Source organism: Thermomonas sp., assembly GCF_046293095.1.
Taxonomy (GTDB): Bacteria; Pseudomonadota; Gammaproteobacteria; order Xanthomonadales; family Xanthomonadaceae; genus Thermomonas.
In genome coordinates this window covers 134,998-161,628 of record NZ_JBKBPN010000004.1, presented here as the reverse complement: position 1 = coordinate 161,628, position 26,631 = coordinate 134,998, and the positions used below count along the sequence as shown (strand labels likewise).

The window sequence follows — 26,631 nt, the reverse complement described above, 5'->3', positions numbered from 1 at the left end:
GCTCTCCTTTCCGCTGCCTGCCTGCCATGCCTGACGCCGCCGCGTGTGTCCCCTTCCTGATCCTGCAGACCGGCGTGCCGGCGGCCTCGATGCGCCGTCACGGCAGCTTCGCCCACTGGATCCGGGTGGCCGCAGGCCTCGACCGCGATGACGCCGTGGTGGTGGATGTGGCCAATGGCGAGCCGCTGCCGGCGCGCGACGGCTTTGCCGGCGTCATCGTGACCGGCTCGGCGGCAATGGTCACCGAGCGTCGCGACTGGAGCGAACGCAGCGCGGCGTGGTTGGCCGAGGCGGCGCAGGCCGGCTTGCCGCTGCTGGGTATCTGTTACGGGCACCAGCTGATCGCGCACGCGCTGGGCGGCACCGTTGGCGACAACCCGCGCGGCCGCGAGATGGGCACGGTGGACATCGACCTGCACCCGCAGGCCGGCCGCGACCCGCTGTTCGCCGGGCTGCCGACGCGCTTCGCCGCGCAGGCCACCCACCTGCAGAGCGTGCTGCAGCCGCCACCCGGTGCCACTGTGCTTGCCCGCAACGACCACGACGCCTGCCACGCCTTCCGCTGGGGCGAGCGCGCCTGGGGCGTGCAGTTCCATCCGGAGTTCAGCGCCGGCCACATGCGCGGCTACATCCACGCCCGCGCCGACGCGCTGGCTGGCGAGGGCCGCGACAGTCGCCAGATGGCCGCCGCGGTGCGCGCGACCCCGCACGCCCGCGCGGTGCTGCGTCGCTTCGTCCGCCACGCCCGGCGCTGAGCCAGCGCTCCGGTATCCTGTTCCTCTCTTTTCGAGGTGCAGCATGGACATTCGCAGATTGCCGGCCAGCCAAGGGCTGGCGTGGTTCCGTCAAGCCATCGATCTGGGTGCGAAGAACCCGCGCGCGGTGTTCGGCGCCGCGGCGCTGGCGATCGTCGCGCTGTATGCGGCCGCGCTGGTGATGGCGCTGCTGACCGGGCTGCTGGTGGCGGGCAACCGCGCCGCTGGGCAGGCGCCGGACCTCGGCCTGGTGATGGCCGTGGCGGTACCGCTGACGCTGGCGCTGATGTTCCTGGTGCCGGTGCTGCTGGGCGGCCTGATGCACGTGATCCGCGAGGCGGAGGCCGGGCGCCCGGTGCGCGCCCGCGATGTGTTCGCGCCGCTGCACAGTGGCCCCGGCCGCCGATTGGCGTGGCTGGGGGTGGTGCAGGTGGCGCTGGCGGTGGCCGGCGGCGTGCTGATGGTGGCGGTGGCTGGCAGTGACTACTGGCGCGACTACCTGCAGGCGATGCAGGCCGCGATGCAGGGCGCCACGCCAGTGCCGCCGGAGCCCCGGCATGCCGGGTTGCTGTTCCTGGTGCAGCTGGTCTTCAACTACTTCAGCTACGCGATGATGCTGTTCGCCATCCCGCTGATGCTGTTCTCCGGCCGCCGCCTGGGCGAGGCCCTGCGCGATGCCCTGCGCGCCTCGGTGGCCAACGTCGGCGCCAACCTGCTGGCCGGCGTGCTGTTCGTCGGCGCGCTGCTGGTGGCGGCGCTGGTGGCGGCGCTGCTGGCCAGCCTGCTGGCGGTGCTGGGCGGGGCGCTGCATCCGGTCATCGGCGGGCTGCTGCTGGCGCTGACCATGCTTGGCTTTGCCGCCGTGACGCTGGTGCTGGTGGTGGGGGCGGCTTACCTGGCCTGGCGCGATACGTTCGGTGATGGCACCGTGCCGCCGGTCGCCTCCCAGGTGCACGGCTTCGAGGCCTGAGCCCCGCGGCTCAGGCGCGGGCGGCGTCGGGTGGACGGGTGACGACGCGCGCGGCGAGGATACCGGCTTCGTACAGCAGGCACATCGGGATCGCCAGCATCAGCTGGCTGATCACGTCGGGCGGGGTCACCACGGCGGCGATGATGAAGATGCCCACGATCGCGTAACCGCGCCCCTCGCGCAGTTGGTCCGGCGTCACCCAGCCCAGCAGGGCCAGGATCACCAGTGCCACCGGCAGCTCGAACGCCAGCCCGAACGCCAGGAACAGCACCAGCACGAAATCCAGGTAGGCGCTGATGTCGGTCATCATCGCCACCCCCGCGGGAGTTACGCGCGCCAGGAAGCCGAACACCATCGGCAGCACCAGAAAGTAGGCGAACGCGCAGCCGGCATAGAACAGCACCAGGGCGGACGTCAGCAGCGGCAGGGCCAGGCGCTTCTCGCGGCGGTACAGGCCGGGCGCGACGAAGGCCCACAGCTGGTAAAGCAGCCAAGGCATCGCCACCATCAGCGCGGCGAAGAAAGCCAGCTTCATGGGCGCGAAGAACGGCGAGGCGACCTGGGTGGCGATCAGCTGGCCGCCCTTGGGCAGCTTGTCCAGCAGCGGCTGCGCCAGCCACGCGTACAGGCGATTGGCGAACGGCAGCAGGCAGGCCAGCGCCACGCCCAGGCCGGCCACGCCGCGCAGCAGGCGCAGGCGCAGTTCCAGCAGGTGCGTGATCAGCGGGCGCTCGCTGTCCGGCGCCTCAGTCGTCACGGCGTGCCTCGTCGGTCGGTGGCGGAGCGGCGGCGGGCGGTGGGTTCATGTCCTGCAGCTGGGCTTGCGCCTCGCGCAGCGCCTGCTGGCTCTCGCGCAGGCTGCGCTGCAGTTCCTCGCTGGCCAGCTCCTGCTCCAGCTCGTTGCGCATCACGTGCCACTGGGCGCGCGCCTTGCGCACCCACAGTCCAGCCAGGCGCGCGGCCTTGGGCAGACGCTGCGGGCCCAGCACGATCAGCGCCACCAGGGCGACGACCAGCAGTTCGCCGAATGAGAAATCGAACACCGGTGCCGCCCGGTGGCGTCAGCGCGCCGTGTCGTCGCGGTCGGGCGAGGACGGCTTGTCTTCGCCGATCTGCGCGGCCGGTTTGTCCTCGTCCTCGCCCTGCATGCCTTTCTTGAATTCGTGCACGGCCTTGCCGAGGTCGCGCGCACCGGAGGTCAGGCGCTTGGTGCCGAATACCAGCAGCACGATGACCAGCACGATGAGCCAGTGCCAAATGCTGAAGCCGCCCATGGGTGCACCGTTGACGTGGGAAAGAACGTGGATTCTAGCTTACGGCTTGGTGGCCGGCGGCAGCGGGGTGGTGGTGGCCGGGTTGCCGGCATCCAGCGGCTGCACGCTGGCGCCGGCCGGCGGGGGGGCTGCCGGGGCCGCGGGCGCAGTGCTGGCGCGGCGTGCGTAGCGGGCCGCCGCGGTGGCTTCCTCCAGCGCATCGCGGAAACCGACGATGGCCGCGGATGCCGGCCGCGGGGCACGGCCCTCGAACACCATGCGCGGCGTCACCCCGTCGCCATACACGCTGCGGTTGGCACCGTGGTCGATTTGCAGAACTGCGCCGTCCAGCGCCACGCCGGCAAACAGCCCGCGCGCCCGCGACCACGACCAGATCTCGGCCTTCAGTGCGCCGTCGGTGGCGGCCGCGGCGTTGCGGCCCACCGGGCCGGCGGCGATGCCGGCGTCGGCGCCAAGGGTGAACTTGCCGTTGACGATGTTGTCCAGGCCGCGCTCGCTGCGGAACACCAGGATCACGTCGGCCGACTGCACGCCGGCCTGCAGGCCAAAGCTGGCGCCGGACAGCTTCACGAACACGGGGTTCGACCAGGTGCCGTTTGGCTGCTTCACCGCCATCAGGCCCAGGCCGCGGCGGCCGCCCAGCATGAAGCCGGCCTTGAGCGTGTCCGGCACCACCACGATGGCCTTGGCCTCGTCCAGCAGGCGGTCCGGGATGGCGGACTCGGGGATGGCCTGGATCTGCTTGACCACGCGCACGGCGTCCTCGGCGCGGACGTCCTCGCGGGCGCCGGCAGCGACGGTTCCGGCGGCAAGCAGCACGGCCAGGGCAAGGGTCAGGCGTCGCGGGGTTGCACGCATCGGGGCCTCCAGGGAATGAGTGTGGCAATGCCGCATCGTGGCGCGGCCGGGATGAATCGATATTAAGTCAACGCGTGGCAGGCACGCGCCATGCGATCCTATGGCCATGTCGACCCCGCACGATTCCGCGCCGGCCCTGGTGCTGGTCAATCTTGGCACCCCGGCGGCGCCCACCGCCCCGGCGGTCCGCCGCTACCTCGCGCAGTTCCTGCACGACTACCGGGTGGTGCAGCTGACCCGCTGGCTGTGGTGCCCGCTGCTGCATTTCATCATCCTGCCGCTGCGCAGCCCGAAGGTGGCGCACAAGTACGCACAGATCTGGATGGAGGGCGGCTCGCCGCTGGCGGTGCACACCGCTGCCCTGGCCCGTGCCGTGGGCGCGCGCCTGCCGGGCTGGCGGGTGGTGCATGCGATGCGCTACGGCGAGCCGTCGATGGCGGCGGCGTTCGATGGCCTGCGGGCTGCGGGGGTGCGCCGCGTCCGCGTGCTGCCGCTGTATCCGCAGTACTCCACCACCACCACCGCCAGCGTGGTGGACGCGGTGGTCGCCGCGGCGGGCGACCTGCAGGTCGAGGTGCTGCAGGACTACCACGTGGATGCCGGCTGGGCCGCGGCGGTGGCCGCGTCGATCCGCGCGCACTGGGCCACGCATGGCCGCGGCGAGCGCCTGCTGCTGTCCTTCCACGGCATTCCGCGCCGGTTGGTGGACGGCGGCGACCCCTATGCCGACCAGTGCGAGGCCAGCGCGCGGGCGATCGCGGCGGCGCTGGGCGTACCGCGCGACGAACTGCTGCTGACCTTCCAGTCCCGCTTCGGCCGCGAGCGCTGGCTGGAGCCCTATACCCAGCCAACGCTGGAAGCGCTGGCGCGCGAGGGCGTGCGCCGGGTGGACGTGGTCTGTCCCGGCTTCGCGGTGGACTGCCTGGAGACGCTGGAAGAGATCTCGGTGGAGAACGACGCCGCCTTCCGCGCCGCCGGTGGCGAGGCGCTGCGCTACATTCCCTGTCTGAACGCGGGTGACGCGCATGCCGATGCGCTGGCCGCGCTGGCGCAAGGCGACGCGGGCTGGGCCTGATGCGCGAGGTTGGTTTCGATGTCGCGCTGGGCCGCCTCGCCGGTCTGCGCAACGACGGCCGCGGGCCGCGCGTGCTGGCCCTCCACGGCTGGCTGGACAACGCCGCCAGCTTTCTGCCGATGGCGCCGTACCTGCGCGGCTTCGACCTGGTCGCGCTGGATCTGCCCGGGCACGGCCGCAGCGCACACCTGTCGGCCGGCGCGGAGTATTCGTTCAGCGTTGCCATCGCCGCGGTGCTGGACGCCGCCGATGCGCTGGGTTGGGACCGCTTCCACCTGCTCGGCCACTCCATGGGCGCGGGCATCGCCAGCCTGGTGGCGGCGGCCTGTCCCGACCGCGTCGAGCGGCTGGTGGCCATCGAAATGCTCGGCGCGCTGGCGGAGCCGCCGACGCAGGCAGCCGCGCGGTTGCGCGAGGCCGTCGCCGCGCAGCGCACCCTTGCCGACAAGCGCCTGCGCGTGTTCCCCGATATCGACACCGCGGTGCGTGCGCGCCTGCACGCCGGCCGCGTGCCCGGCAGTGGGCTGGATGCGGAGCGCCTGCGCCTGCTGGTGGAGCGCGGGGTGCGCGCGGTGCCGGGCGGCTTTGTCTGGAGCAGCGACCCGCGCCTGACCCTGCCCTCGCTGATGCGCTACACGCAGGCGCAGGTGGACGCCATCATCGCCGCCATCGTCTGCCCCGCGCTGGCCGTGTTCGCGGAACCCGCCCAGCCGTACCTGCCGGATGAGGAGCGCCGTCGCCGCACGGCCCTGCTGCCGCAGGGTCGCATGCTCGCCTTGCCCGGCGGCCACCACCTGCACATGCAGCAGCCGGAACCGGTGGCGGCTGTGATCGCGGACTTTTTCGCGGGCGCGTAGTCGCCCACTGTCTGGCGGGAAGTTACTCGTCGCTGGCGGCGCGGATGGCCAGCTGGGTCCCGCCGTCGTCCTGCTTGACCAGCTGGTAGAACGCCTGCCGCTTGTCCTTGCGGTAGGCCAGCGTGCTGCCCTCGCCGGTCTGCATGGCCAGCGCCTGCGTCCAGCCGCCACGCTGCATGGCATCCACCACGCCGGCATGTACGTCGGCCGTTGCCATCGACGTGGTGAGGTTCACCATGTGCGCGCTGCCCATCGCCATCACGCTTTCCACCTTGTGCGGTGTCGGTAGGTACAGGTCCGTGGGGAAGTCGGTCGGTAATGCCACGGCCGTGCCATCGGCGGCGGTGGTGATCCGCATCTCGCCTTTGTCGGTCTGCACGGTCACGGTGTTGCCGTCCTTGTCCACCTTGGCGCCGGTGGCACGTTCGACGGCCGCTTCCACGGCCGCATCCTGCGCCTTTTTGCAGGCGGGCAGGACGGCGGTGGCGGCGATCAGGGCGAGGAGGATGCGATGGCTGGGCATTCGTGCGTTTCCGTGTTTGGGGTGCAGACCGGAAAACGCGTGATAGGCGTTCAGCCGGCCAGCAGCTGGCGCAGTCGCCCTTTCAGGCCGCGGCCTTCGCCACGCAGGTAATCGCGCTGCTCCCGCCAGTCCGGATAGCGGGCTTCGACTTCGCCCCAGAACCGCGGCGAGTGGTTGGCGTGCAGGAGATGGCAAAGCTCGTGCACGAGCACGTATTCGAAGGCCGGCGGGGGCGCGAGCACGAGCGCCAGGTCCAGCGCCAGGGTGCCGTCCGGCGCCAGCGAGCCCCACAGCGACGACGTGCGCTTGAACACGATCCGCCGCGGCGAGCGCGGCAGGCCCGCCAGGTAGCGCGGCAGCCAGCGCCCGGTGTCGGCACGCGCTTCGGCTTCGTAGAAATCGCGCAGCGCGCGGCGCAGGGCGGCATTGCCCGCGCTGGCCGGGGCAGTGAACCGCAGGCTGCCGTCGGCGTCGAGGGCCAGTCGCGTCGCGCGGCCGCCGTCCCAGCGCAGCGGCAGCTCAACGCCGCGCAGCGGCAGCGCGGCGGTTGCTTGGTGCACCAGCCCGGTGCCGGCCACGTTCGCCTGTGCCGCGAGCTGCCCCGCCAGCCAATCGTGGTGTTCCCGCAGGAAGCGGTTGCCCGCCACCAGGCTGGCGCGCAGCGGCAGCGTCAGCCGCGCGCCGCGCTCGTCCACCGACAGCCGGATCCGCCGCGCGCGCGGGTCGCGCACGCGCAGCACCGTGACTTCGCGGCCGTCGTCGAGCAGGAAGGCGAGCCGGTCGCGCTGGATCGCAGGCGCTTTCGGCGCGGCGCGCGCGGGCGTGAGCAGGCGGAACAGGGAACGCATGGGCCGAGTGTACGCCGGCGGTTTTCTTCGGCGTGGCCGACGCGCGGCCTCAGTCCGCCTTGCTCAGCTTGAACGCTTTTTCCAGCACCGCGAACAGGCGCTTGAACTCGCCGGCCATCAGCGCGAAACGGGCCTGCAGCTCGGCCACGATATCGTCGTGTTCGGTGGACTCCATCTGGTCCACCGCGCCGTCCAGCAGCTTGAACTTGCGTACGATCAGGTCTTCGCCGATCACGAAGCTGACGTGGTCGTCCAGCACCAGCGCCAGCCGCGTGCACTGCTTGCCGGCCTCGAGGTGCTTGCCGATCTCGTCGCCGGAGAGCTCCATGCGCTGGATCTTCACCACCGCGCCGGTATCGGTGGGGTCGCGCAGCTCGCACTCGTCGCCCAGCGCCAGGCCGTCCGGCAGCGGGTCGCCGGCCAGCCAGCCGGTGAGGATGGCGCGCGGCGCCACTTCCGCGTTCAGCGGCAGCGCCGGGAAGCTGCCCAGTGCGCGGCGCACTTCCGACACCACCGATTCGGCCGATTTGCGCGAGGAGGTGTCCACCGCGATCACGCCCAGCTGGCTGTCCAGCAGCGCGTCGGTGCGCACCGGGCGCACGAACGCGCGCGGAAGCAGCTCGGTGATCAGCTCGTCCTTCAGCCGCTTGCGGGTACGGCCGCCCGGCTTGCGGCCTTCCTTCTCCTCGATCGCGGCCAGCTTCTTCTGCAGCAGGTCGTTGACCACCGCGCCGGGCAGCAGTTTGTCCTCGCCGCCCACGGTCAGCCAGCGCGCGCCGTCGCACAGATGCTGGAAGCCATCGTGATGCTGGCCCATCGGCGCGACGAAGCCGCGCGAGGAGAGTTCCAGCGGGCCGACCGGCTTGAGCGCGCATTCCGCCAGCTGCGGTTCGAGGTCGGACAGGTCGAGCGAGGACGGGAAGCGGAACAGCGTGAGGTTGCGGAAGAACATCGGGAATCCTGTGGAAGGGCCGCGCCAGGCGGGCGGCCGGAAAGAGAGTGCGCGCGCCGGCGGAGGTCAGGACTTCAGGATGTCCAGGCCGTCGTGGTTGCGCACGGGATGCAGCGCCATCGCCACCGGCTCGGGCGCGCCGGGGGTGCCGGCCAGCCAGGCGTGCGCGTCGGGCAGTGCCGCGTCGCCGCGCCTGCCGAGGGACAGGAAATCGAACAGCTTCGGATCACTGAGCTGGGACGGGCGGATGTCGCCCAGCGCGCGGGCGATGGTCTCGATGCGACCGGGCGTCTCCTTTTCCCACTGCGCCAGCATCTTCTTCACCTGCTTGCGCTGCAGGTTCTCCTGCGAGCCGCACAGGTTGCAGGGGATGATCGGGAAGCCCTTTGCCTCGGCGTAGGCCTCGATGTCGGCCTCGCGCACGTACGCCAGCGGGCGGATCACCACGTGCTTGCCGTCGTCGCTCAGCAGTTTGGGCGGCATGCCGCTGAGCTTGGCGTGGAAGAACAGGTTGAGGAAAAAGGTGGCCACCAGATCGTCGCGGTGGTGGCCCAGCGCGATCTTGGTGAAGCCGTTCTGCTCGGCGTAGGTGTACAGCGCGCCGCGGCGCAGCCGCGAGCACAGCGAGCATAGGGTCTTGCCTTCCGGGATCACCCGGCTGACCACCGAGTAGGTGTCCTGCTCGAGGATGTGGAAGTCCACCCCGATCGAGCGTAGGTACTCCGGCAGCACGTGCTCGGGGAAGCCCGGCTGTTTCTGGTCCAGGTTGACCGCGGTGATGCTGAAAGCCACCGGCGCCTTCTTCTGCAGCTGCAGCAGCACGTCCAGCATCGTGTAGCTGTCCTTGCCGCCGGACAGGCAGACCATGACCTTGTCGCCGTCCTCGATCATGCCGAAATCGGCGATCGCCTTGCCCACCTGGTGGCGCAGGCGCTTGGCCAACTTGTCGGCTTGGTGCTTGCGCTTCGGCAGGATGGGCGCAAGGTCGGCGGGCTGGGGGGCGGGGGTGTTCATCTGGCTGCCATTTTACCCGCCTGCCGGCGTCCGACGGACGCGCTATGCTGGCGCAATGGGCCGCCCTCTCGATCCTGCCGAACAGTCGCACATGGCCAAGCGGGTGGCGGAGCTGCGCCAGCAGCATCGTGACCTGGACGAGGCCATCCGCCGCTTGCAGGACGATATGCGAACGGACGAATTGATGCTCAAGCGGCTGAAGAAGCGCAAGCTGCTGCTGAAGGACCAGATCGCCTGGCTGGAGAACGCGCTGATCCCGGACGAGCCGGCCTGACGGTTCGCCCGGCGGCGTCTTCAGGAGGCCGGGGTGCCCGCGTCCTCCGGCGGCAGCGCGGGGGTCTCGCCGGTGGTGCGCGCGCTGGCCGGGCTGATCTTCTCGATGGTGGCGCGCAGTTCGCGGCCCAGCACCACCCGCGCGTCCTTCGCCCACGCCTTCAGACGGTCGTCGAAGGCCAGCTTGCCGGCGTCGTCCGGGCAGACCAGCTTGAGCTCGCGCAGCTTCTGGATGAAGCCGCGGAACAGGGTCTTGTCGAAGAACTCCGGGGCGGCCGGGGCGTACAGCAGCGACAGCCGCTGGGCGGTGAGCTGGCACAGGCTTTCCAGCTCGGCGGCGGTCAGGGTGCCACTGCCGTTTTTCACCAGCACGCTGATGGCGATGTAGTAGCGCTCGAATGCCTGCTGCAGCGTGTGGCCCAGCGCGCGCAGGCGGAACACCTCGTCGCTCTGCCCAGAGTTGCGCTGCAGGATGCCGCCGTCCTCGTCGCTGATCTGCTCCAGCAGGCCTTCGCGGACGAACACCTCGATGGTGCGGTCGATGCGGTCGGCAAAGCCGTCCTCGTCCCACGGCAAAAACAGCTCGGCCTGCAGGAACGGGTACAGGCTGCGGCCGATCTGCTGCAACTGGCGGCGGCCCATGCGGCGGTTGTTCTGGAAGCACACCGCGATCCACGAGGAGGCGGTGAACAGGTGCAGCACGTTGTTGCGGAAATAGCTCAGCAGCACCGCGGCGTCGCCGTCCACGCCCAGCACGTCGCCCAGCGGGTGGCGGGTGCGCTGGATCAGCCCGATTTCCTCGCCGTGGGCGATGATCTGCTCCGGCGTGTGTGGCGTCACCGTGACCCAGTCGGAATACGGCACGTCCGCCAGCAGGGTCTTGGACAGCGCGATCTGCGCGCGCAGGTCGGCTTCGCCCATCGCGTGCTTGGGGGTGGACAGCAGGGCCAGCGCCAGCAGGTTGATCGGATTGACGTCGGCCGCACGGTTGACGTTGGTTTGGATCTTGAGGGCGAGCGTATCGATGGTGCGGGCGAGCCACGCGGGCTTCTCGTCGTCCGCCACCGGTTTGCCGTCCCAGTCGGGCGCGTGTTCGGCCAGCATCTGGTCCAGCCGGATGCGTTCGCCGAAGTTCACCACCACCTGGCCGTAGTTGCTGCGCAGCACCTTGGGAATGCCGGTCAGCAGCTGCCAGATGGACTCTTTTTCCTTGGGCTTGCCCGACAGCTCATCAAGGTAGCTGCGGCCTTCCATCAGCTTTTCGTAGCCGATGTAGACCGGCTGGAACAGGACCGGCCGGGTTGGTTGGCGCAGGTAGGCGCGCACGGTCATCGCCAGCGAACCGCCCTTGGGCTGGAGCAGCCGGCCGGTGCGCGAACGCCCGCCCTCGATGAAGTATTCGATGGAATAGCCGCCGGCGACCAGCTGCGCCATGTATTCGCGGAACACTGCCGAATACAGGGCATTGCCCTTGAAGCTGCGCCGCGCAAAGAACGCGCCGCCCTTGCGCAGCAATGTGCCCACCACCGGCAGGTTGAGGTTGATGCCGGCAAAGATGTGCGGCGGCACCACCCCGTGGGTGTAGAGCAGGTAGCTCACCAGCAGGTAATCCATGTGGCTGCGGTGGCTGGGCACGTAGATGACCTCATGCCCCAGCGCGTCCTGCTTGAACTGGTCCAGATGGTGGACCAGCACGCCGCGGTAGATGCGGTTCCAGACGAAGGTCAGGGCGAAGCTGGCCGAGCGCACCACCGTGCTGGAGTAGTCGGCGGCGATTTCCCAGAAATAGGCATTGGCCTTCTTCCAGGCCTCCTCCGGCTTGGTGTTGTCACGCCGCGCCTGGTCGGCGATGGCCTCCTTCACCAGCGGCGCCGACAGCACCTGGTCGGCCAGCATGCGGCGGGTGGAGAGGTCGGGTCCGATCACCACCTCGCGCACGCGCCGGAAGTGGGTGCGCAACACCCGCGAGAGCTTGCGCACGGTGCGTTCCGGGTCCAGCCCTTCCGCCACCGTGTTGCGCACTGAAATCGGTGCCGAGAACTGCACCAGGGTGTCGCGGCCGTTCAGCAGGATCGCCAGCAGCCGGCGGAACCGGCCCACCAGGGTCCAGTTTTCCGAGAACAGCACGGAGAACCAGCCGCTGCTGCGCTTGGGCGCCTGGCCGACGAAGATCGAGACGGGCACCAGCTGCACGTCCAGCGCCGGCTGGGCCGTGTGCGCCGCCAGCAGCCGCGCCAGCGAGCCGGAATGGGTCTTGTGTTCGGCGCCCGGCAGGAGGCCCAGCGCATTGGCATGGCGGCGCGACAGCGCCACGTAGGCGCGCTTGCGGCCCAGCGGGTCGCCGGGAATCGGCTGCAGCGGCGGCGGCAGGCCGGCCTCGCGGCAGGCGCGCTCCAGGATCAGCGCGTTGGACAGGCCGTAGTCCTCCAGTACGTAGCAGACCGGGCGGTCGTCCGCGGCGAACTGCGGGTCCACCTCGATGTCCAGCTTCAGCCACGGGTGCAGGGGTCGGCCCAGCAGGCGGGCCCACAACGGCACCGGGCCCCGACGCGGGCGCGGCGGCCTGGCGCCGGCGCCATTCCCGGTACTGGCGAGAAAGGGCGGCAGCGGCAGCGGCTCGCCCGCGGGCGCATGGCCGGCCGGGGGGGCTGCATCCACGGCGCTGCCGGACGCCGCCCCGGGGGCGGCATCGGAAGCGGGCGGCGCGTCGAACAGGCCGGCTTGGGCAGGGGTCGGGTGATCAGGCATCACCACCATTATGGCCGACGGCCGTCCCGCGCAGGCGCGGCGCCAGACGCGCGACCCGACGACTTCATGTGAAGCGCGTCACGTTTTGTCGGGGCCGCCGGGCCTCAGCCAGTGGCTGGCCGGTGCTGGCCGCCCGAACAGAAACCCTTGCACATGCGGGCAGCCGACGGACCGGAGCGCGTCGCGCTGCGCTTGGGTTTCCACCCCCTCGGCCACCACGTCCAGTGACAGCGAGCGGGCCAAGCCCTGCACCGCTTCGATGATCGCGGAGCTGCGCCGGGCATCCGCCTGGCCCAGGTCCTGGATGAACGAGCGGTCGATCTTGATGGAGCGCATGGGGAAGCGATGGATGTAGCTGAGCGAGGAATAGCCGGTGCCGAAGTCGTCCAGCGCTGCTCCCACCCCGGCGTCCAGCAGCCGCTGCAGGATCCGCGCGGCGGCATCGGGATCGCTGAGCAGGGTGCTCTCGGTGACTTCGATCTGCAGCCGCGCCGGCGGGAATCCGGTTTCGGCCAGCAGCTCCAGCAGGCGCTGGTCGAAGTCCTCGTACTGGAAGTGGCGCGGCGAGATGTTGATGCTGATGAAGCCGCCCTGGGCCACCAGCGGTGCGCCGGCGGTGCAGGCCAGCCGGTACATATGCCAGTCGATCGCCTCGATCAGGCCGCTTTCCTCGGCCACGGGCAGGAACTCGCCCGGGCTCAGCAGGCCGCGCGTGGGGTGCTGCCAGCGGATCAGGGCTTCGTAGCCCACTGCCGAACCGTCGTCCAGACGGACGATCGGCTGGAAGTAGGGCACGAATTCGCCGGCGTGCAGGGCATGGCGCAGGGCCAGCTCCAGCTCCAGGACGTTCATGGCCGCCTTCTGCTGGGTTTCGTCGAACAGGACGAAGCGCTGGCGGCCGGTGGCCTTGGCGCGATACAGCGCCACGTCGGCGTCGTGCAGGAGCTCGTCGATGGCCAGGTAGCGCGGATGGCCGATGGCAATGCCGATGCTCACCGACGCCTGCAGGTCGCGCTCGCCCACCTGCACCGGTTCCTGCATCCGCGCCTGGATGCGCTGGGCGATCTTGATCGCGGTGGCCGGCTGGGCGCCCTCCTCCAGCAGGATCGCGAATTCATCGCCGGATAGGCGCGCCACGATATCGGGGCCGCGCACGCATTCCAGCAGCCGGCGCGACACCTCGCGCAGCACCGCGTCCCCGACCAGGTGGCCCAGGCTGTCGTTGAACAGCTTGAAGCGATCCACGTCGAGGTACAGCAGGGCGAAGGCGTGCTTCGGGTTGCGCTGCTGGCTGGAGAGTGCCCGCTCCAGGCGGTCGCGCAGGTAGAGCCGGTTGGGCAGGCCGGTCAGCGGGTCGTGCATGACCTGGTGCTTGAGCTGGGCCTCCACCTGCTCGCGCACGGCGATTTCGCGGCGCAGCTCGCGGGTGCGCGCCTGCACGCGCTGTTCCAGGTCCGCGTTGAGGGCCTGCAGCGCTTCGGCGTGGCGCCGGCGCTGCACGCTGCTGGCGATCTGCTGGGCCACGAACGTAAGCAACTTGGCGTCATCGGCGGTGTACACCAGGTCCGGGCGGTAGCTCTGCACGGCCACCACCCCCATCACGCCGTCCTCGCCCGGCAGCGGTACCCCCAGCCAGCACACCGCCGGCGTGCGTACAGCGTAGTGTTCGGCGTCGATTTCCCCCGCGGCGACCAGCGCGCGCGTGCCCGGGTCGTCGATCAGCACGGTCTGTCCCTTGCGCAGAACATATTCGGTCAGGCCGCGGGCGAGCGGGCGTTCCGGGCGCTCCTCGCCGGAGGCGTCGACCGAGTAGGGCACCTGCAGCCGGCTGCCATCCGGCGAGATCAGGGCGATGTAGAAGTTCTCCGCATCCAGCAGCGTACTGACCGCCTGGTGGATGCTGCGATAGAAGGCCTCATCGCTGTGGGTGCTGCTGGCCAGGCTGGCGATCTGGTAGAGCGTGGCCTGCAGGTGGGCGGCGCGTTCGCGCTCGCGGATTTCCTCCTGCAGCCGGGCATTGGCCTCGGCCAGCGCCTGGGTGCGCTCGGCCACCCGGCGTTCCAGCTCCTCCTGGTTGCGCTTGCGCTCGACCGCGTTGAGCACGTGTTCGGCGACGAAGCCCAGCACCGCGCAGTCGGACTGGGTGTAGCCCATGCCTTCCTTGTAGCTTTGCACCACCAGCGCGCCCAGTACCTGGCCGTCGCGCCGCATCGGCACGCCCATGAAATCGACCGACGGGGTGCCGATGCCTTCCTCCGGCGGCAGCCCCAGCAGCGCCATGATGTCTTCCGACGGCCCGCGAACCGGCCGGCCGTGCCGGATCAGGCCCAAGGTCAGGCTGCCGCCCATGCGGGCGACCGGGATCTCCTCGTCCGGGTCGTACAGGCCGCCATCCTTTTCGTCCGCGAGATAGATAAAGCGCAGGGTTTCGCGCTGCGGATCGTAGAGCGCGATGTAGAAGTTCTCGGCGTACATCAGCTTGCCGATGATCTGGTGCAGGCCGTGCAGCAGGCGCTGCATGTCATGGTCGGAGGCGGCCAGATCGGCGATGGCGAACAGCGCATGCTGCAGCTGCTCGGCCTGTTCGAGCTCCTTCACCGCGTCCTGCAGGCGCTGCATCGAAAACAGCTCGGCCAGGCGCTGGCCGGCCAGCGCCAGCAGATGCGTGGCGTCGTCGGATGGGGCTGCCAACGCCCCCGGGGGGGCCAGCAGCACGGCCCCGGCCTCGGCGGCGCCAGGAGGCAGCAGGCGCGCCTCCAGGGCATCAGCACCGGTTTGCGGACGCCCGGCGAAAGCAGCCACCGCCGCGGCCCGGCGCGTGGCATTGGCGGCGGCTTCGGGCTCGAAGACCAGTTCGCCGTGGTCGGTCCAGACCACCGCATCGGTAGCGATACCGTGCGCGCGCAGGCCCTGCCGCAGCGCGGCGGCAGCGGCACGAACCTCGGTGGCGGCCAGCACCGCTGCGGTGGCGGGCGCCCATTCGGCCCCGCTGCCGGGTTCCCCCGCCTGCCGCGGCGGTGCGTGTCTGTCGCTCATGCCTGTGTCCTGCCGTGTCGTCGAGCCGTCGCCGCTGCCCACCGGGCGGGTGACGGTGCCTCCTGCGGGAGTGTATCGGCCGCCGCCACCGATTCTTGGGCGTGGTGTGGCGATTCCGGGCGGCCGTCGTCGGTTTGCATGCCCTGACCGTTGGCCTAATGCGCGCCTGGGTGCAGGGACTGTTCGGCGCGGCGCACGTAATCGGCCAGATACCAGTGGCCGTCTATCCGCACCACCGGCAACCGTGCGTCCACCGGTTGGCTGGCCAGCACGTACTGCAGCCGCAACAGGGCGGTGTCGCCGGTCTGCTGCAGCAGGGTGACCCGCGCGCTGCGCAGGGCCGCGTCCAGGTCCAGGCCATACTGCTGGCGTAGCTGCGCCAGCAAGGTGGCGAAGAACGGCGACAGCCGGTTCAGGCTCTGGGTCATGCCCAGGCGGGCGAAATCGGCATCGGCGTGGTTGCCGTCCAGGCCACTGCGAATTGCCGCCGCGGACAGGGTGGCGAAGAAGCGCTGCGCGCGCGCGGGGTCAGACAGTGGCGCCGCCAGCGCCCAGCCGCCGATCGCGGCGATGGCCTGGGCGATGTGGTCGCGGGCATCCTGGCTGTATTCGGGGGCCTGCTGCACGTACTCGCCACCGAACACCATCAGGGCGCGCACCGCCTGGTCGATGTCGGCATCGGCATTGGCAAATTGCCTGCGGAACGTGGCCATCAACGCCTTGTCCGCTTGCGGGGCCTGCAGGGCGGCCAGCATCCGCGGGATATGGGCGTCCAGCGGCAGTTCATCCAGCGGCCAGCGTGTGGTGCCGTGGGCCCACCCGTCCTGCAGCCGGGCGTACAGGGCCGGCGGCACCGCCACCCGGGCGAAACCGGCGCCGTCGCGGGCCAGCAGGCGGTCGCGCAGGACCAGCACGGCGTCGGCCGGACGGGACGCGGGCGCGGGGGCGCCGTCGTCGTCGGTGGCCGCGCCGGGCGAAGCGCCGCGCTGGCAGGCCGGCAGGCATGCCGCGGCCAGAAGCGCGAGGCAGATGCCCAGCACGGCGCGGAAGGGGCGGGCGTTGGCGGTCCCGGCAGGCATGGGCGGAGTGTCGGGGGGGCGGCGCGCCAACGCAACCCCGGGTCCGGCTTGCGTCGCGTTGGCCCGAGCGCCACCGGGATCGCCAGGAAGTCGCAAAGAAAAAGAGGAGGCCCAGGGCCTCCTCGAATCCGGCAACGCCGGTGGACGACAGTTGTGGCGCGGTTCCGGCCGGGCCGGACGGATGCAGCCTACTGGCGTCCCTGACTTAATGCAATAGATGAAATTGATTAAGGTAACGTATTGATTTAATTCGCGGTATTGAGCGATTCGCGCTTGGCCCGGCGGCGCGTTTCAACGGGCTGGGTCCAGTCGTTGTTGAACAGCGCCGGTTCCCAGCTGCCATAGCTGGGGTTGGGCAGCATGAACCAGCGCACCCCGAACCAGTCGCGGTACTGTTGCAACAGCGCGGAGCGGCCTTCCGGCGTGTTGGCCACGATCTCGGTGAAATCGCCAAGCTGGTCGCCGAGCTGCATCAGGATCCGGTAGTGCTGCCCGGCCAGCTGGCGCCGGCAGGCTTTCTCGCTGCCGTTCTGCTCGCAACCCGGCACGAAGGTGCCCAGCCCCATGAAGACGCTGGCGTCCTTGATCGGGAACCCGGCCGCCTTGAGGTTGTCGAGGGTGGCCTGATCCAGATCCACCGCACGGTTGGAGATATACAGCACGGTGATGCCGCGCGCCGCGGCAGCCTGGGCGAACGCCACCGCGCCGGGCACCGGGCGCGCCTTGCGGGCCTTGACCCAGGTGCTCCAGCTCACCTCGTCATACTCCTGGTCGTCGCGGATCAGGCGCGCCTGGTAGGGCGAGTTGTCCAGCACGGTTTCGTCCACGTCCACGATCACCGCCGGCGGCAGGGTGTCGGCCGGGGTCTGGCGGTCTTCCGGGGGCAGGGCGTCCCAGTGCTTGTCGCGCAAGGCCTCGTCCAGCCGGGCTTGGGCGGCGTGGTACACCGTTTCGGTCACCGCGGCATATTCGGCGGCCTGCTGCATCCACACGACGGCGTTGAGATTGTCGTGCGGCGCCGGGCCGTGGGCTGCGGCCGGGGTGTCGGCAGCGACTGGATGGGTGGCGGGCGCGGCGGCGCGCGGCGCGGTGGTCTGGCAGGCCGACAGGGCCAGCGCGGCCACCAGCAGCGAGAGGGCGAAGGGACGGCGCGGGGACATGGCAGAGCTCGTGGTGGGGCAAGGTGGCAAGTGTACCCGTGGCGGATGACGGTTTTCGTCCGGCCAGACGCGTTCAGACCGGCTCAGTCCGCCAGCATCGCCTGGATGTCGGCGAAGCTGGCGCGCCGGCGCTCGGCGCGCTGGGCGGCCTCGGCCTCGGGGTCGGCGCCGTCGCGCTGCAGCTCGGCTGCCGGCAGCTCGTCCAGGAACCGGCTGGGCTGCAGCCGCAGTTTGTCGCCCCAGCGCTGGGCCTCCTTTGCGTGCGACAACCACAGCCGTTCCTTCGCCCGCGTGATGCCGACGTAGAACAAGCGGCGCTCCTCGTCGATGCGCCCTTCCTCGATGCTGGCCTCGTGCGGCAGGTTGCCGTCCTCCACCCCGACGATGAACACGAAACGGAACTCCAGGCCCTTGGAGGCGTGCAGCGACATCAGCCGCACCTGGTTGCCGGCATCGCCCTTGTCAGCATGCGAAAGCAGTGCCAGCGCGGCGGCCAGCTCGCCGGGGCCGGAGGTCTTGGGGCCGTCGAACCAGTCGGCCAGCTCGTCCAGGTTGCGCCGGCGCGCCTGGAACTGCGCTTCGTCCTTGCAGGTGGCGCGCAGTGCGGCCAGCAGGCCGGAGCGCTCGTTGAGCTTGCGCACCAGCTCGGCTGGCGGCAGCGTGCGGGCATCCGCGCGCAGGCCCTGCACGATGGCCGAAAAACCCTGCAATGCGTTGGCCGCCCGCGCCGGCAGCTGCTGCGCCACCGCCATCGACTCGGCGGCGCGGGCCAGCGGCAGGTGTTTCTGGTTGGCCAGTTCGCCCAGCTTGGCCAGAGTGCCGGCGCCGACGCCCCGGTTGGGCGACTGCACCGCGCGCAGGAAGGCGGCGTCGTCGTCGGGATTGGCCAGCAGGCGCAGCCAGGCCAGCGCGTCCTTGACTTCGCCGCGGTCGAGAAATGCGGTGCCGCCGCTCAGGTGGTAGGGGATACGCAGCAGCTGCAGCGCCTTTTCCAACGCGCGGCTCTGGTGGTTGCCGCGGAACAGGATGCAGAATTCGTTCCATGGCAGCGTGCCGTCCGGTACGGCATGCTTTCTGGCGATGAACTGGATCTCCGCCGCCACCTTGTCCGCCTCGTGGGCGGCATCGCGGCATTCCCAGACGCGGATGCGCTCGCCGTCGGCGGCCTCGCTCCACAGCGTCTTGGGGTGCTCGTGCGGGTTGTGGGCGATCAACGCGTTGGCCGCGCGCAGCACCCGGTTCGAGCAGCGGTAGTTCTGCTCCAGCTTGATGATCCTCAAGGCCGGATAGTCGCTGCCCAGCGCCAGCAGGTTGTCCGGATTGGCGCCGCGCCAGGCGTAGATGCTCTGGTCGTCGTCGCCCACGCAGGTGAACTGCCCGGCCTCGCCGGCGATCGCCTTGAGCAGGCGGTACTGGGCGTCGTTGGTGTCCTGGCACTCGTCCACCAGCAGGTAAGCGATGCGCTCGCGCCAGCCCAGCCGCGCCTCCTCATCGGTTTCCAGCAGCTGCACCGGCAGCCGGATCAGGTCGTCGAAATCCACCGCGTTGAACGCGGCCAGCCGCTGCTGGTAACGCGCGTACAGCGCCGCGGCTTCGCGCTCGCGGGTGCTGCGCGCGGCCTCGGCCGCCTGCTCCGGCGACAGGCCGGCGTTCTTGGCGCGGCTGATCAGCTGCTTCATCGCCTCGATCGCATCCGGCTTGCTGCCGGGCGGCAGCAGGTCCTTGATCTGCGCTGCGGAATCGTCGGCGTCGAAGATCGAGAAGCCGCGCCGCAGGCCCAGCTTGGCGTGGTCGATCTGGACGATCTTCAGTCCCAGCGCGTGGAACGTGCTGACGGTCAGCGCCTGCGCGGCGTCGCCCTTCAGGCGCCTGCCGACGCGCTCGCGCATCTCGCGGGCGGACTTGTTGGTGAAGGTGATCGCAGCGATGCGCCCTGCCGGGTAGCGCCCGGTCTGCACCAGGTGCGCGATCTTCTCCACGATCACCCGGGTCTTGCCGCTGCCGGCGCCGGCCAGCACCAGCAGCGGGCCCTCGGTATGCAGGACCGCGGCGCGCTGCGGGGGGTTGAGGCCGTGGAGGGGATCGGGTGACATCGGTGCCATTGTCGAAGCCCGGCGCGGCGCATGCCAGCCTTGTGCGCCGGTAGAATCCGTGCATGGCGAAGCTCTACTTCTACTACTCCGCGATGAACGCGGGGAAGACCACCACCCTGCTGCAATCGGCCTACAACTACCGCGAACGCGGGATGCGGGTGGCCATCCTCACCCCGAAGCTGGATTTCCGCGCCGGCAGCGGCACCGTGGCCTCGCGGATCGGCCTGCAGGCCGACGGCATCGCGTTCGCCGCGGGCGATGACCTGCAGCGCATCGTGGAGGCCGACATCGCCGCGCGCGGCGCGCTGCACTGCGTGCTGGTGGACGAGGCGCAGTTCCTGACCCGCGCGCAGGTGTGGCAGCTGTCGGAAGTGGTGGACGCACTGCGTATCCCGGTGCTGTGCTACGGCCTGCGCACCGACTTCCGCGGCGAGCTGTTCGAGGGCAGCCAGTACCTGCTGGCTTGGGCCGACGAGATGCAGGAGATCAAGACGATCTGCCACAGCGGCAGCAAGGCCACCATGACCGTGCGCGTGGACGAGGCCGGCCGCGCGGTGCAGGACGGGCCGCAGGTGGAGATCGGCGGCAACGAGCGCTATGTCTCGGTATCGCGGAAGGAGTTCAAGAAAGTGATGCGCGGCGAAGGCAGCATCGAGCCGATGCAGGCGCCGCTGCTCTAGCCGGCATCAGGCCCGGCTGCGGACGCAGGCATCGCGCAACCGCTGCACCTCGCGCGGGATCGCGCCGGCCTCCGGCAGGGCAGTGCCCAGCTCTCCCAGCAGCTTGTCCAGCGCGGCCAGTCCTGCCGGCCGTGCATCGCGCTTGCGGCACTGCAGGTCGGCGGCGTAGGCACGCGCCAGCCAAGCCGCCTTGCGCTGCTCCAGGCTGTCACCCGCGGGCTGCCCGTACGCCGTCAGGCGGAGCGCCGCGGCGGTATCCCCATCCGCAGCCAGCAGCCGAGCTTGCGAAATCTCGGCCCGGCGGGTGTGCGAGTGGGTCGGGCCGAAGCCGGCACGGGTGTGGTTCACCGCCTGTGCCAGCGCGGCCCGGGCCTCCAGGGGCCGGGCCAGCGCCGCCAGCACTTCGCCCAGCAGCCGTTCGGTATCGCCGACCAGCGCCTGGTTGGCACGCGACGCGCGCTTGCGCAGCTGGAGCGATTCACGCACCAGGGGCAGCGCCTCGGTGTCCCGGCCGGCGTCGTGCAAGAGCATGGCCAGATTGAACAGCCCGCCCGCCAACGGCCCGGCAGTGCCGGCGTGGCGCCAGGAGGCCACGGCGTGTTGTTGCAGGGTCAGGGCCTGCGCCAGATCGCCGCGCTCCCAAGCCACAATAGCCAGCGCATTGTTGACGCGGGCAAGGTCCGGGTGCTGCGGGTCCAGCCGCGTGCGCATCCAGGCCCGGGTAGCCAGCAGGCGCTGTTCGGCCTCGCGGAAGCGCCCCAGGTCCACGTACAGCGCAGCCAGGTGGCGATTGGCGTCGATGCTGGCGCGATGGTTGGGGCCATGCAGTTCCTCGGCCAGCCGCAGCGATGCGGTGCAGTCGCGCAGGGCGGCGGCCATCGCGTCGGTGCCACGCTCCAATATGCACATGGTGCGCAACAGATCGATTGCCAGCGGGTGCTGGTCTCCGGCACTGCGGCGCAGCTGCGCCAACCCGGCACCGGCTTCGCGCAGCGCTTCCTCCGGGCGTCCGGCATCCGCCAGCAGGGTGGCCAGATCCAGGGCCGTCTCCGCCTGGCCGGCAGCGTCTTCGCGTTGGCGGCGCAGGGCCAGTGCGCGGGTGAACAGGCGCTTGGCCGCCTCCGGCTGGTCCAGGTCGCGGCGGCAGCGCCCGAGCTGGGTGTAGAACGCGGCTGCCTGCTGCGGCAGCCGCTGCTCCTCGCGACGCGCGACGCCTTCCAGCGGCTGCAGTTGGGCGGCACAGGTGCCGGCATCGCCCAGCTGGTGCCGCGCGCTGCCGCGCAGGGCGGCCGCTTCCAGCCGCAGGCTGGCCGGTGCGTCGGGCAAGGTGTCCAGCAGGCGGGCCTGCCGGTCCAGCAGTTCGGCCGCTTCGCGGTAGTCGCCCAGCCCCAGGCGCAGCTGCGCCACCGTGCCGTACAGCTCGGCACGCGTCTGTGGCTGGCGTGCCAGGCTGCGCTCGCCGCGCAGGATGCCCATGTCCAGCAGGCTGCGCAGGTCGATCGGCGTGTTGGCCGAGGTGCCGGCGTCCTGGAACAGCTCCGCCACGAAGCGTTGCATGGCCTGCGCGCGCTCGGCCTCGCGCAGCGCGCGCTGCGCCTGCCAACCCACCACGCCCAGCGCACTGCTCAGCACGGCCAGCACGGCGACGATGGCGCCGATCGCCCAGCGATGGCGCTGCACGTACTTGCGCATGCGATAGCCGGCACGCTCGCCACGGGCCCGTACCGGCCGGCCGCGCAGGTAATTCAGCAGGTCCTGCGACAGCGCCTCGGCGGAGACGTAGCGGCGGGCCGGGCATTTGGCCAGCGCTTTCAGCACGATGTTGTCGAGGTCGCCGGCCAGCGCCCGTGCCAGCCGCGCCGGCGTGTACGGCCGGCATGCGGCCGGCTCCGCGCGTGCGGCGGCCTGCGAGGGGCGCTGCGGCACACCGTCCAGGATCGCTTCCTCCCACTCCGCGTCGGTCTGCCGTTTCAGGCGGTAAGGCTTGCTGCCGGTCAGCAGTTCGTAGAGCACCACGCCCAGCGAATACACGTCGGTCATGGTGGTGACCGGCTCGCCGCGGATCTGTTCGGGCGCCGCATAGTGCAAGGTGAAGGCGCGCACGCCGGTGCGGGTCTGCTCCACCGGCAGCGCGGGGACGTCGAGCAATTTGGCGATGCCGAAATCCAGCAGCCGCACCTGCCCGGCCGGTGTGACCAGGATGTTGGACGGCTTCAGGTCGCGGTGGACGATGAGGTTGGCATGGGCGTGGCTGACCGCCTCGCAGACCTGCCGGAACAGGTCCAGCCGTGCAGGCAGATCGAGCTGGCGCGATTGGCAATAGCGGGTGATCGCCTCGCCATCCACGTACTCCAGCGCCAGATAGGGCTGGCCGTTCTGGTCGATGCCGGCATCCAGCAGACGGGCGATAAAGGGGTGCGCGAAGCGGGCCAGGATGTCGCGCTCGCGATCGAAGCGCTGGCGCAGCTGCGGATCGGCCAGGCCGGGACGCAGCAGCTTCAGCGCCACCTTGCGCTCGTACAGGCCGTCGGCACGCTCGGCCAGCCAGACCTGGCCCATGCCACCCTCGCCCAGCAGGCGCTCCAGCCGGTACGGGCCCAGCCGCGCGCCCGGCACCACGCCCACCGGCAGCGTCACGAAGGGCGTGTCGAGGAAGCCGGGATCGTCGGCGTCCAGCGCCAGTAAGCGTTCCAATTCCGCCGCCAGCGCCGGGTCCTCGCCGCGCAGGGTCTGCAGGTGGTCGGCGCGCAGGTCCGGCGCCAGCTCAAGCAGGGCGTCGAGCAGCGGTGAGAGGCGTTGCCAGCGTTCGATGTCCATGGCGGCCCCCGTCGCCGACCGTCGGGTCAGCGCGTTGCAGGTTCCTGCAGGCTGGCCAGCAGGAACATCCGCGCCTTCTGCCAGTCACGGCGCACGCTGCGCTCGGAGCGCTGCAGCAGCGCGGCGATCTCCAGCTCGGACAAGCCGGCGAAGTAGCGCAGTTCCACCACCTGGGTCAGCCTGGGATCGACGCCGGAGAGGCGGGTCAGCGCTTCATCGAGTCCCAGCATGTCCTCGTCCAGACGGAAGCCGCCTTCGAGGTTGTCCGGCAGTTCGGTGATGCGGTGCAGGTCGCCGCCGCGCTTCTGCGCCAGCCGCTGGCGGGCATAGTCCACGACCACCGAACGCATCGCCGAGGCCGCGTAGGCGAAAAAATGCGCACGGTCGTCGAATTGGCCGCTGCCGTTGCCGCGGCCTACCAGTTTCAGGTATGCCTCATGGACCAGCGCGGTCGCGTCCAGGGTGTGGCCGTGGTGTTGGCCTGCCAGCTGGCGCCGGGCCATCCCGTGCAGCTCCTGGTACAGCATGGACAGCACGCGGTCCAGCGCGGCGCGATCGCCCTCGCGGGCGGCGCCCAGCAGCACGGTGATGTCGCCGGTGTCGGTCATCGGGCAACAGGGAGTCGGGGGACGCCCGGCACTATACCCAATGCGCGGCGCAGCACCGGTCCTGTGGCTCTCAGCGCTGGCAGTGGCCGCACCAGACGGTGGTGCGCTGGCCCAGGCTGGCCTGCTTCATCAGCCGTCCGCAGCGGGTGCAGGGCTGGCCGCCGCGGCCGTAGGCCAGCAATTCCTGCTCGAAGTAGCCTGGCGTGCCGTCCGGGCTGAGGAAGTCGCGCAGGGTGGTGCCGCCGCGGGTGATGGCGTGGCCCAGGATCGCCTTCACCGCCTGTGCCAGCGCGATGTAGCGCGCGTGCGAGACCCGGCCGGCTGCGCGCAGCGGGGAGATGCCGGACAGGAACAATGCCTCGGCGGCGTAGATGTTGCCCACGCCCACCACCACCGCCTGGTCCATCAGGAATGTCTTGACGGGTGTCTTGCGGCCGCGGCTGAGGTCGAACAGGTAGTCGCCGTCGAACGCCTCCGACAGCGGCTCCGGGCCCAGCCCGGCCAGCAGCGGGTGGGTCTGCCCCGGCGCCTGCCAGAGCAGGCAGCCGAACCGGCGTGGGTCGTTGAAGCGCAGCACGCGCTCGCCTTCCAGCAGCACGTCCACGTGGTCGTGCGCACGCACCGGCGCGTCGGCGGGCAGCACGCGCAGGCTGCCGGACATCCCCAGATGCAGCAGCGCGCTGCCGGCGGCGGTGTCCAGCAGCAGGTATTTGGCGCGGCGGCGGATGGAATCGATGCGCTGGTCCGGCAGCAGCTCCTCCACCTCGCGCGGGATCGGCCAGCGCAGGTCGGGGCGGCGCAGCAGCACGCCCTCCACGCGGCGGCCCTCGACGTGGGGCAGCAGGCCGCGGCGGGTGGTCTCGACTTCGGGCAGTTCGGGCATGCGCCCATGATGCCGCGTCGGGGCGGCAGTCAGCCACGCCGTGGCATCATTCCAAGGCGCTATCTCGCGCCTTTCCATCCGAGTCACCCGATGCCCGCGTCCCTGCTCGACCCCGCCCTCCTCGACTTCCTTGCCGGCGGCCTGCTCCAGTTCGGCTGGGGCGAGATGCTGCTGTACCTGCTGGTGGCCACCCAGATCACCATCTTCACCGTCACCTTGTACCTGCACCGCAGCCAGGCCCACCGCGGCGTGGATTTCCATCCGGTGGTGGCGCACTTCTTCCGCTTCTGGTCGTGGCTGACCACCTCGATGATCACCAAGGAGTGGGCGGCGATCCACCGCAAGCACCACGCCAAGTGCGAGACCGAGGAAGACCCGCACAGCCCCATGCACAAGGGCATCCGCACGGTGTTCTGGCGCGGCGCGGATTTGTACCGTCAGGCGCGACTGCGGCGCGAGGACATCGAGCAGTACGGCAAAGGCTGCCCGGACGACTGGATCGAGCGCCATCTCTATACCCGCCACGCCAACCTTGGTGTGGTGTTGTTGCTGGCGGTGAGCTTCGTGCTGTTCGGCTTCAAGGGCGTTGCCGTGTGGGCGATCCAGATGGCGTGGATCCCGTTCTGGGCCGCCGGCGTCATCAACGGCCTCGGCCACTGGTGGGGCTACCGCAACTTCGAGACCACCGACACCGCCACCAACCTGACCCCGTGGGCGGTGTGGGTCGGCGGTGAGGAGCTGCATAACAACCACCACGCGTTCCCGTCGTCGGCAAAGTTCGCGCTGCGCCGGTTCGAATTCGACATCGGCTGGGCGGCCATCAAGCTGCTGGAAAAGGTGCGCCTGGCCAAGGTGCTGCGCGTCGCGCCGTCGCTGAACCTGCGCCCCAACATCGCCATGCCCGACGCGGAGACGCTGAAGGCCCTGTTGGCGCTCCGCTTCCAGGCGATGACGGACTACCAGCGCAACGTGCTGAAGCCGGCGCTGAAGGAAGAAGCCGCCGCGGCGGGCGCCAAGCTGCGCGCGCTGCTGCCGCGCCGGCTGCGCAAGGGCATGGTGGACGACGGCCGCTGGCTGACCCCCGAGTCGCGCGCGCAGCTGCAGGCGTGGGTGGACGCGCGTCCGCGCATCCGCGCGCTGCTGGAGCACCGCCGCCGCCTGGCCGACGTGCTGGAAAGCCGCGGCCACGACGCCGCCGAGCGCCTGCGTCGCCTGCAGGCCTGGTGCGCCGAGGCCGAGGCCAGCGGCGTGCGCGTGCTGCAGGACTATGCCGCGCGCCTGCGCGGCTACGCGCTCGCCCCGGCGTGAACCGCCATGCCGCCCTGCTGGCCTGCCTGCTGCCGATTGCGGCGCAGGCCCAGCAGGTGCAGCGCGCCGGGGACTACCTGGCGCGGATGGACGTGGACGGCGATGGCCGCGTCTCGCTGCCCGAATACCTCGACTGGATGGGCTATGCGTTCGACCGCATGGACCGCGACCGTGACGGCGTGCTGTCCCCCCCCGAGCTGCCCGGCGGTCGCGGCGCCCCGCTCACACGGGCCGCGCATCGCGCGCAGTTGGCGGAACGCTTCCGCCGCCAGGACACCAACCGCGACGGCGTGCTGGATGCCCGCGAACTGGCCGCGCCGCCGCGCTGAGCGGCCGTTTCGGCGGTTTTGGCCCCGACGCGCCAGCGCGCCTGCCTGAACCGCGTCGTTGCGCCGGTTTGCTTTCCTCCCCCGATGCGTCTACCGTGACCGGGCTGAATGACAAGGGTCACCTTGAATTGTGGCCTGATGTTGCAGTCGCTCGTTCCTCTGCATCGTTACACCCGCTTCTCAATTCTCCTTGGCGCCAGCGTTTCCGCCGCACCCGCGGCTTCATCCGTTACAAGGAGCAATTGCAATGTCGAATTCCGAAACCGGAACCGTGAAGTGGTTCAACGATGCCAAGGGCTTTGGCTTCATCACCCAGGACGCCGGCGGTGACGACCTGTTCGTCCATTTCCGCTCGATCGAGTCCTCGGGCTTCAAGTCCCTGCAGGAAGGCCAGAAGGTCTCCTACGTGGCCGTGAAGGGCCAGAAGGGCATGCAGGCCGAGCAGGTCCGCCCGCTCTGAGCCACGCCCACGCGTGACCCGAAACGCCCGG

24 protein-coding genes and 1 pseudogene are annotated in these 26,631 nt (G+C 70.5%); 9 read left to right on the top strand and 16 right to left on the bottom strand.

The genetic code is table 11. The features are described 5' to 3' along the window. Nucleotides 1-26 precede the first annotated feature (26 nt). Both ACK4SG_RS09470 and ACK4SG_RS09465 read left to right on the top strand, forming a co-directional pair. A complete protein-coding gene (locus tag ACK4SG_RS09470) occupies nucleotides 27-755 on the top strand; it encodes a glutamine amidotransferase (RefSeq protein ID WP_409601493.1) in 729 nt (242 codons plus the stop codon). Between the two features lie 43 nt (nucleotides 756-798). Continuing rightward, a complete protein-coding gene (locus ACK4SG_RS09465) occupies nucleotides 799-1,725 on the top strand; it encodes a hypothetical protein (protein ID WP_409601492.1) in 927 nt (308 codons plus the stop codon). Nucleotides 1,726-1,735: 10 nt separating this feature from the next. Here the strand turns inward: ACK4SG_RS09465 and tatC are convergent, their stop codons facing one another. The 4 genes and pseudogenes from tatC to ACK4SG_RS09445 all read right to left on the bottom strand — a co-directional run. Continuing rightward, complete coding sequence (tatC, locus tag ACK4SG_RS09460) at nucleotides 1,736-2,482, bottom strand: twin-arginine translocase subunit TatC (protein WP_409601491.1); 747 nt, start codon at nucleotides 2,480-2,482, stop codon at nucleotides 1,736-1,738. Further along, nucleotides 2,472-2,768 (bottom strand): Sec-independent protein translocase protein TatB, encoded by a 297-nt coding sequence (tatB, locus tag ACK4SG_RS09455; protein ID WP_409601490.1) that lies wholly within the window; start codon nucleotides 2,766-2,768, stop codon nucleotides 2,472-2,474. The genes tatC and tatB overlap by 11 nt, the downstream gene beginning before the upstream one ends. An 18-nt stretch (nucleotides 2,769-2,786) precedes the next feature. After that, nucleotides 2,787-2,999 (bottom strand): Sec-independent protein translocase subunit TatA, encoded by a 213-nt coding sequence (gene tatA, locus ACK4SG_RS09450; RefSeq protein ID WP_409601489.1) that lies wholly within the window; start codon nucleotides 2,997-2,999, stop codon nucleotides 2,787-2,789. A gap of 42 nt (nucleotides 3,000-3,041) precedes the next feature. Continuing rightward, nucleotides 3,042-3,857 (bottom strand): annotated as a pseudogene (locus ACK4SG_RS09445) (lipid-binding SYLF domain-containing protein); the annotation flags it as partial. A 106-nt stretch (nucleotides 3,858-3,963) separates the two neighbouring features. Between ACK4SG_RS09445 and hemH the strand changes: the two are divergent. Continuing rightward, nucleotides 3,964-4,932 carry a ferrochelatase gene (gene hemH, locus ACK4SG_RS09440; protein ID WP_409601488.1) on the top strand — a complete coding sequence of 323 codons (969 nt, stop codon included), beginning with the start codon at nucleotides 3,964-3,966 and terminating at the stop codon, nucleotides 4,930-4,932. Continuing rightward, nucleotides 4,932-5,789 (top strand): alpha/beta fold hydrolase, encoded by an 858-nt coding sequence (locus ACK4SG_RS09435; protein WP_409601487.1) that lies wholly within the window; start codon nucleotides 4,932-4,934, stop codon nucleotides 5,787-5,789. Before hemH ends, ACK4SG_RS09435 begins: the two co-directional genes overlap by 1 nt. A gap of 22 nt (nucleotides 5,790-5,811) precedes the next feature. On the opposite strand, the gene ACK4SG_RS09430 is transcribed toward ACK4SG_RS09435, so the two are convergent. The 4 genes from ACK4SG_RS09430 to ttcA form a co-directional block, all read right to left on the bottom strand. Beyond that, a complete protein-coding gene (locus tag ACK4SG_RS09430) occupies nucleotides 5,812-6,312 on the bottom strand; it encodes a hypothetical protein (RefSeq protein ID WP_409601486.1) in 501 nt (166 codons plus the stop codon). A 50-nt stretch (nucleotides 6,313-6,362) separates the two neighbouring features. Continuing rightward, entirely contained in the window at nucleotides 6,363-7,160 is a 798-nt protein-coding gene (locus tag ACK4SG_RS09425; protein WP_409601485.1) for a M48 family metallopeptidase, read from the bottom strand. Nucleotides 7,161-7,209: 49 nt separating this feature from the next. Then, complete coding sequence (locus tag ACK4SG_RS09420) at nucleotides 7,210-8,112, bottom strand: recombination-associated protein RdgC (protein WP_409601484.1); 903 nt, start codon at nucleotides 8,110-8,112, stop codon at nucleotides 7,210-7,212. A 66-nt stretch (nucleotides 8,113-8,178) separates the two neighbouring features. Then, the gene (gene ttcA / locus ACK4SG_RS09415) at nucleotides 8,179-9,126 is read right to left on the bottom strand and encodes a tRNA 2-thiocytidine(32) synthetase TtcA (RefSeq protein ID WP_409601483.1); all 948 of its coding nucleotides are present in this window, start codon (nucleotides 9,124-9,126) and stop codon (nucleotides 8,179-8,181) included. A gap of 55 nt (nucleotides 9,127-9,181) precedes the next feature. Between ttcA and ACK4SG_RS09410 the strand changes: the two genes are divergently transcribed. Then, nucleotides 9,182-9,400 carry a YdcH family protein gene (locus tag ACK4SG_RS09410; RefSeq protein ID WP_409601482.1) on the top strand — a complete coding sequence of 73 codons (219 nt, stop codon included), beginning with the start codon at nucleotides 9,182-9,184 and terminating at the stop codon, nucleotides 9,398-9,400. Nucleotides 9,401-9,420: 20 nt separating this feature from the next. Here the strand turns inward: ACK4SG_RS09410 and plsB are convergent, their stop codons facing one another. The 5 genes from plsB to ACK4SG_RS09385 form a co-directional block, all read right to left on the bottom strand. Further along, nucleotides 9,421-12,156 (bottom strand): glycerol-3-phosphate 1-O-acyltransferase PlsB, encoded by a 2,736-nt coding sequence (gene plsB, locus ACK4SG_RS09405; RefSeq protein ID WP_409601481.1) that lies wholly within the window; start codon nucleotides 12,154-12,156, stop codon nucleotides 9,421-9,423. Nucleotides 12,157-12,225: 69 nt separating this feature from the next. Continuing rightward, complete coding sequence (locus ACK4SG_RS09400) at nucleotides 12,226-15,183, bottom strand: EAL domain-containing protein (RefSeq protein ID WP_409601480.1); 2,958 nt, start codon at nucleotides 15,181-15,183, stop codon at nucleotides 12,226-12,228. Nucleotides 15,184-15,338: 155 nt separating this feature from the next. After that, nucleotides 15,339-16,262, bottom strand: coding sequence for a hypothetical protein (locus tag ACK4SG_RS09395; RefSeq protein ID WP_409601479.1), 924 nt, complete (start codon nucleotides 16,260-16,262; stop codon nucleotides 15,339-15,341). Between the two features lie 245 nt (nucleotides 16,263-16,507). Beyond that, nucleotides 16,508-17,422 (bottom strand): 5'-nucleotidase, lipoprotein e(P4) family, encoded by a 915-nt coding sequence (locus ACK4SG_RS09390; RefSeq protein ID WP_409601478.1) that lies wholly within the window; start codon nucleotides 17,420-17,422, stop codon nucleotides 16,508-16,510. 83 nt (nucleotides 17,423-17,505) lie between these two features. After that, on the bottom strand, nucleotides 17,506-19,515 hold the full coding sequence (locus ACK4SG_RS09385) for a UvrD-helicase domain-containing protein (RefSeq protein ID WP_409601477.1): 2,010 nt from the start codon (nucleotides 19,513-19,515) through the stop codon (nucleotides 17,506-17,508). Nucleotides 19,516-19,577: 62 nt separating this feature from the next. Here ACK4SG_RS09385 and ACK4SG_RS09380 point away from each other — a divergent pair, with 62 nt between their 5' ends. Next, the gene (locus ACK4SG_RS09380; RefSeq protein WP_409601476.1) at nucleotides 19,578-20,195 is read left to right on the top strand and encodes a thymidine kinase; all 618 of its coding nucleotides are present in this window, start codon (nucleotides 19,578-19,580) and stop codon (nucleotides 20,193-20,195) included. 6 nt (nucleotides 20,196-20,201) lie between these two features. On the opposite strand, the gene ACK4SG_RS09375 is transcribed toward ACK4SG_RS09380, so the two are convergent. The 3 genes from ACK4SG_RS09375 to mutM form a co-directional block, all read right to left on the bottom strand. Further along, nucleotides 20,202-23,012, bottom strand: coding sequence for a protein kinase domain-containing protein (locus ACK4SG_RS09375; protein ID WP_409601475.1), 2,811 nt, complete (start codon nucleotides 23,010-23,012; stop codon nucleotides 20,202-20,204). A 26-nt stretch (nucleotides 23,013-23,038) separates the two neighbouring features. After that, nucleotides 23,039-23,620 carry an ECF-type sigma factor gene (locus ACK4SG_RS09370; RefSeq protein WP_409601474.1) on the bottom strand — a complete coding sequence of 194 codons (582 nt, stop codon included), beginning with the start codon at nucleotides 23,618-23,620 and terminating at the stop codon, nucleotides 23,039-23,041. Nucleotides 23,621-23,690: 70 nt separating this feature from the next. Next, nucleotides 23,691-24,503, bottom strand: a complete 813-nt coding sequence (gene mutM, locus ACK4SG_RS09365) for a bifunctional DNA-formamidopyrimidine glycosylase/DNA-(apurinic or apyrimidinic site) lyase (RefSeq protein ID WP_409601473.1) — start codon at nucleotides 24,501-24,503, stop codon at nucleotides 23,691-23,693. Between the two features lie 90 nt (nucleotides 24,504-24,593). On the opposite strand from mutM, the gene ACK4SG_RS09360 reads away from it, so the two are divergent. From ACK4SG_RS09360 to ACK4SG_RS09350, 3 genes are all read left to right on the top strand, one after another. Further along, entirely contained in the window at nucleotides 24,594-25,811 is a 1,218-nt protein-coding gene (locus tag ACK4SG_RS09360; protein ID WP_409601472.1) for an acyl-CoA desaturase, read from the top strand. Continuing rightward, a complete protein-coding gene (locus tag ACK4SG_RS09355) occupies nucleotides 25,808-26,140 on the top strand; it encodes an EF-hand domain-containing protein (protein WP_409601471.1) in 333 nt (110 codons plus the stop codon). The genes ACK4SG_RS09360 and ACK4SG_RS09355 overlap by 4 nt, the downstream gene beginning before the upstream one ends. A gap of 247 nt (nucleotides 26,141-26,387) precedes the next feature. Further along, nucleotides 26,388-26,600, top strand: coding sequence for a cold-shock protein (locus ACK4SG_RS09350; RefSeq protein ID WP_409601470.1), 213 nt, complete (start codon nucleotides 26,388-26,390; stop codon nucleotides 26,598-26,600). Nucleotides 26,601-26,631 lie beyond the last annotated feature (31 nt).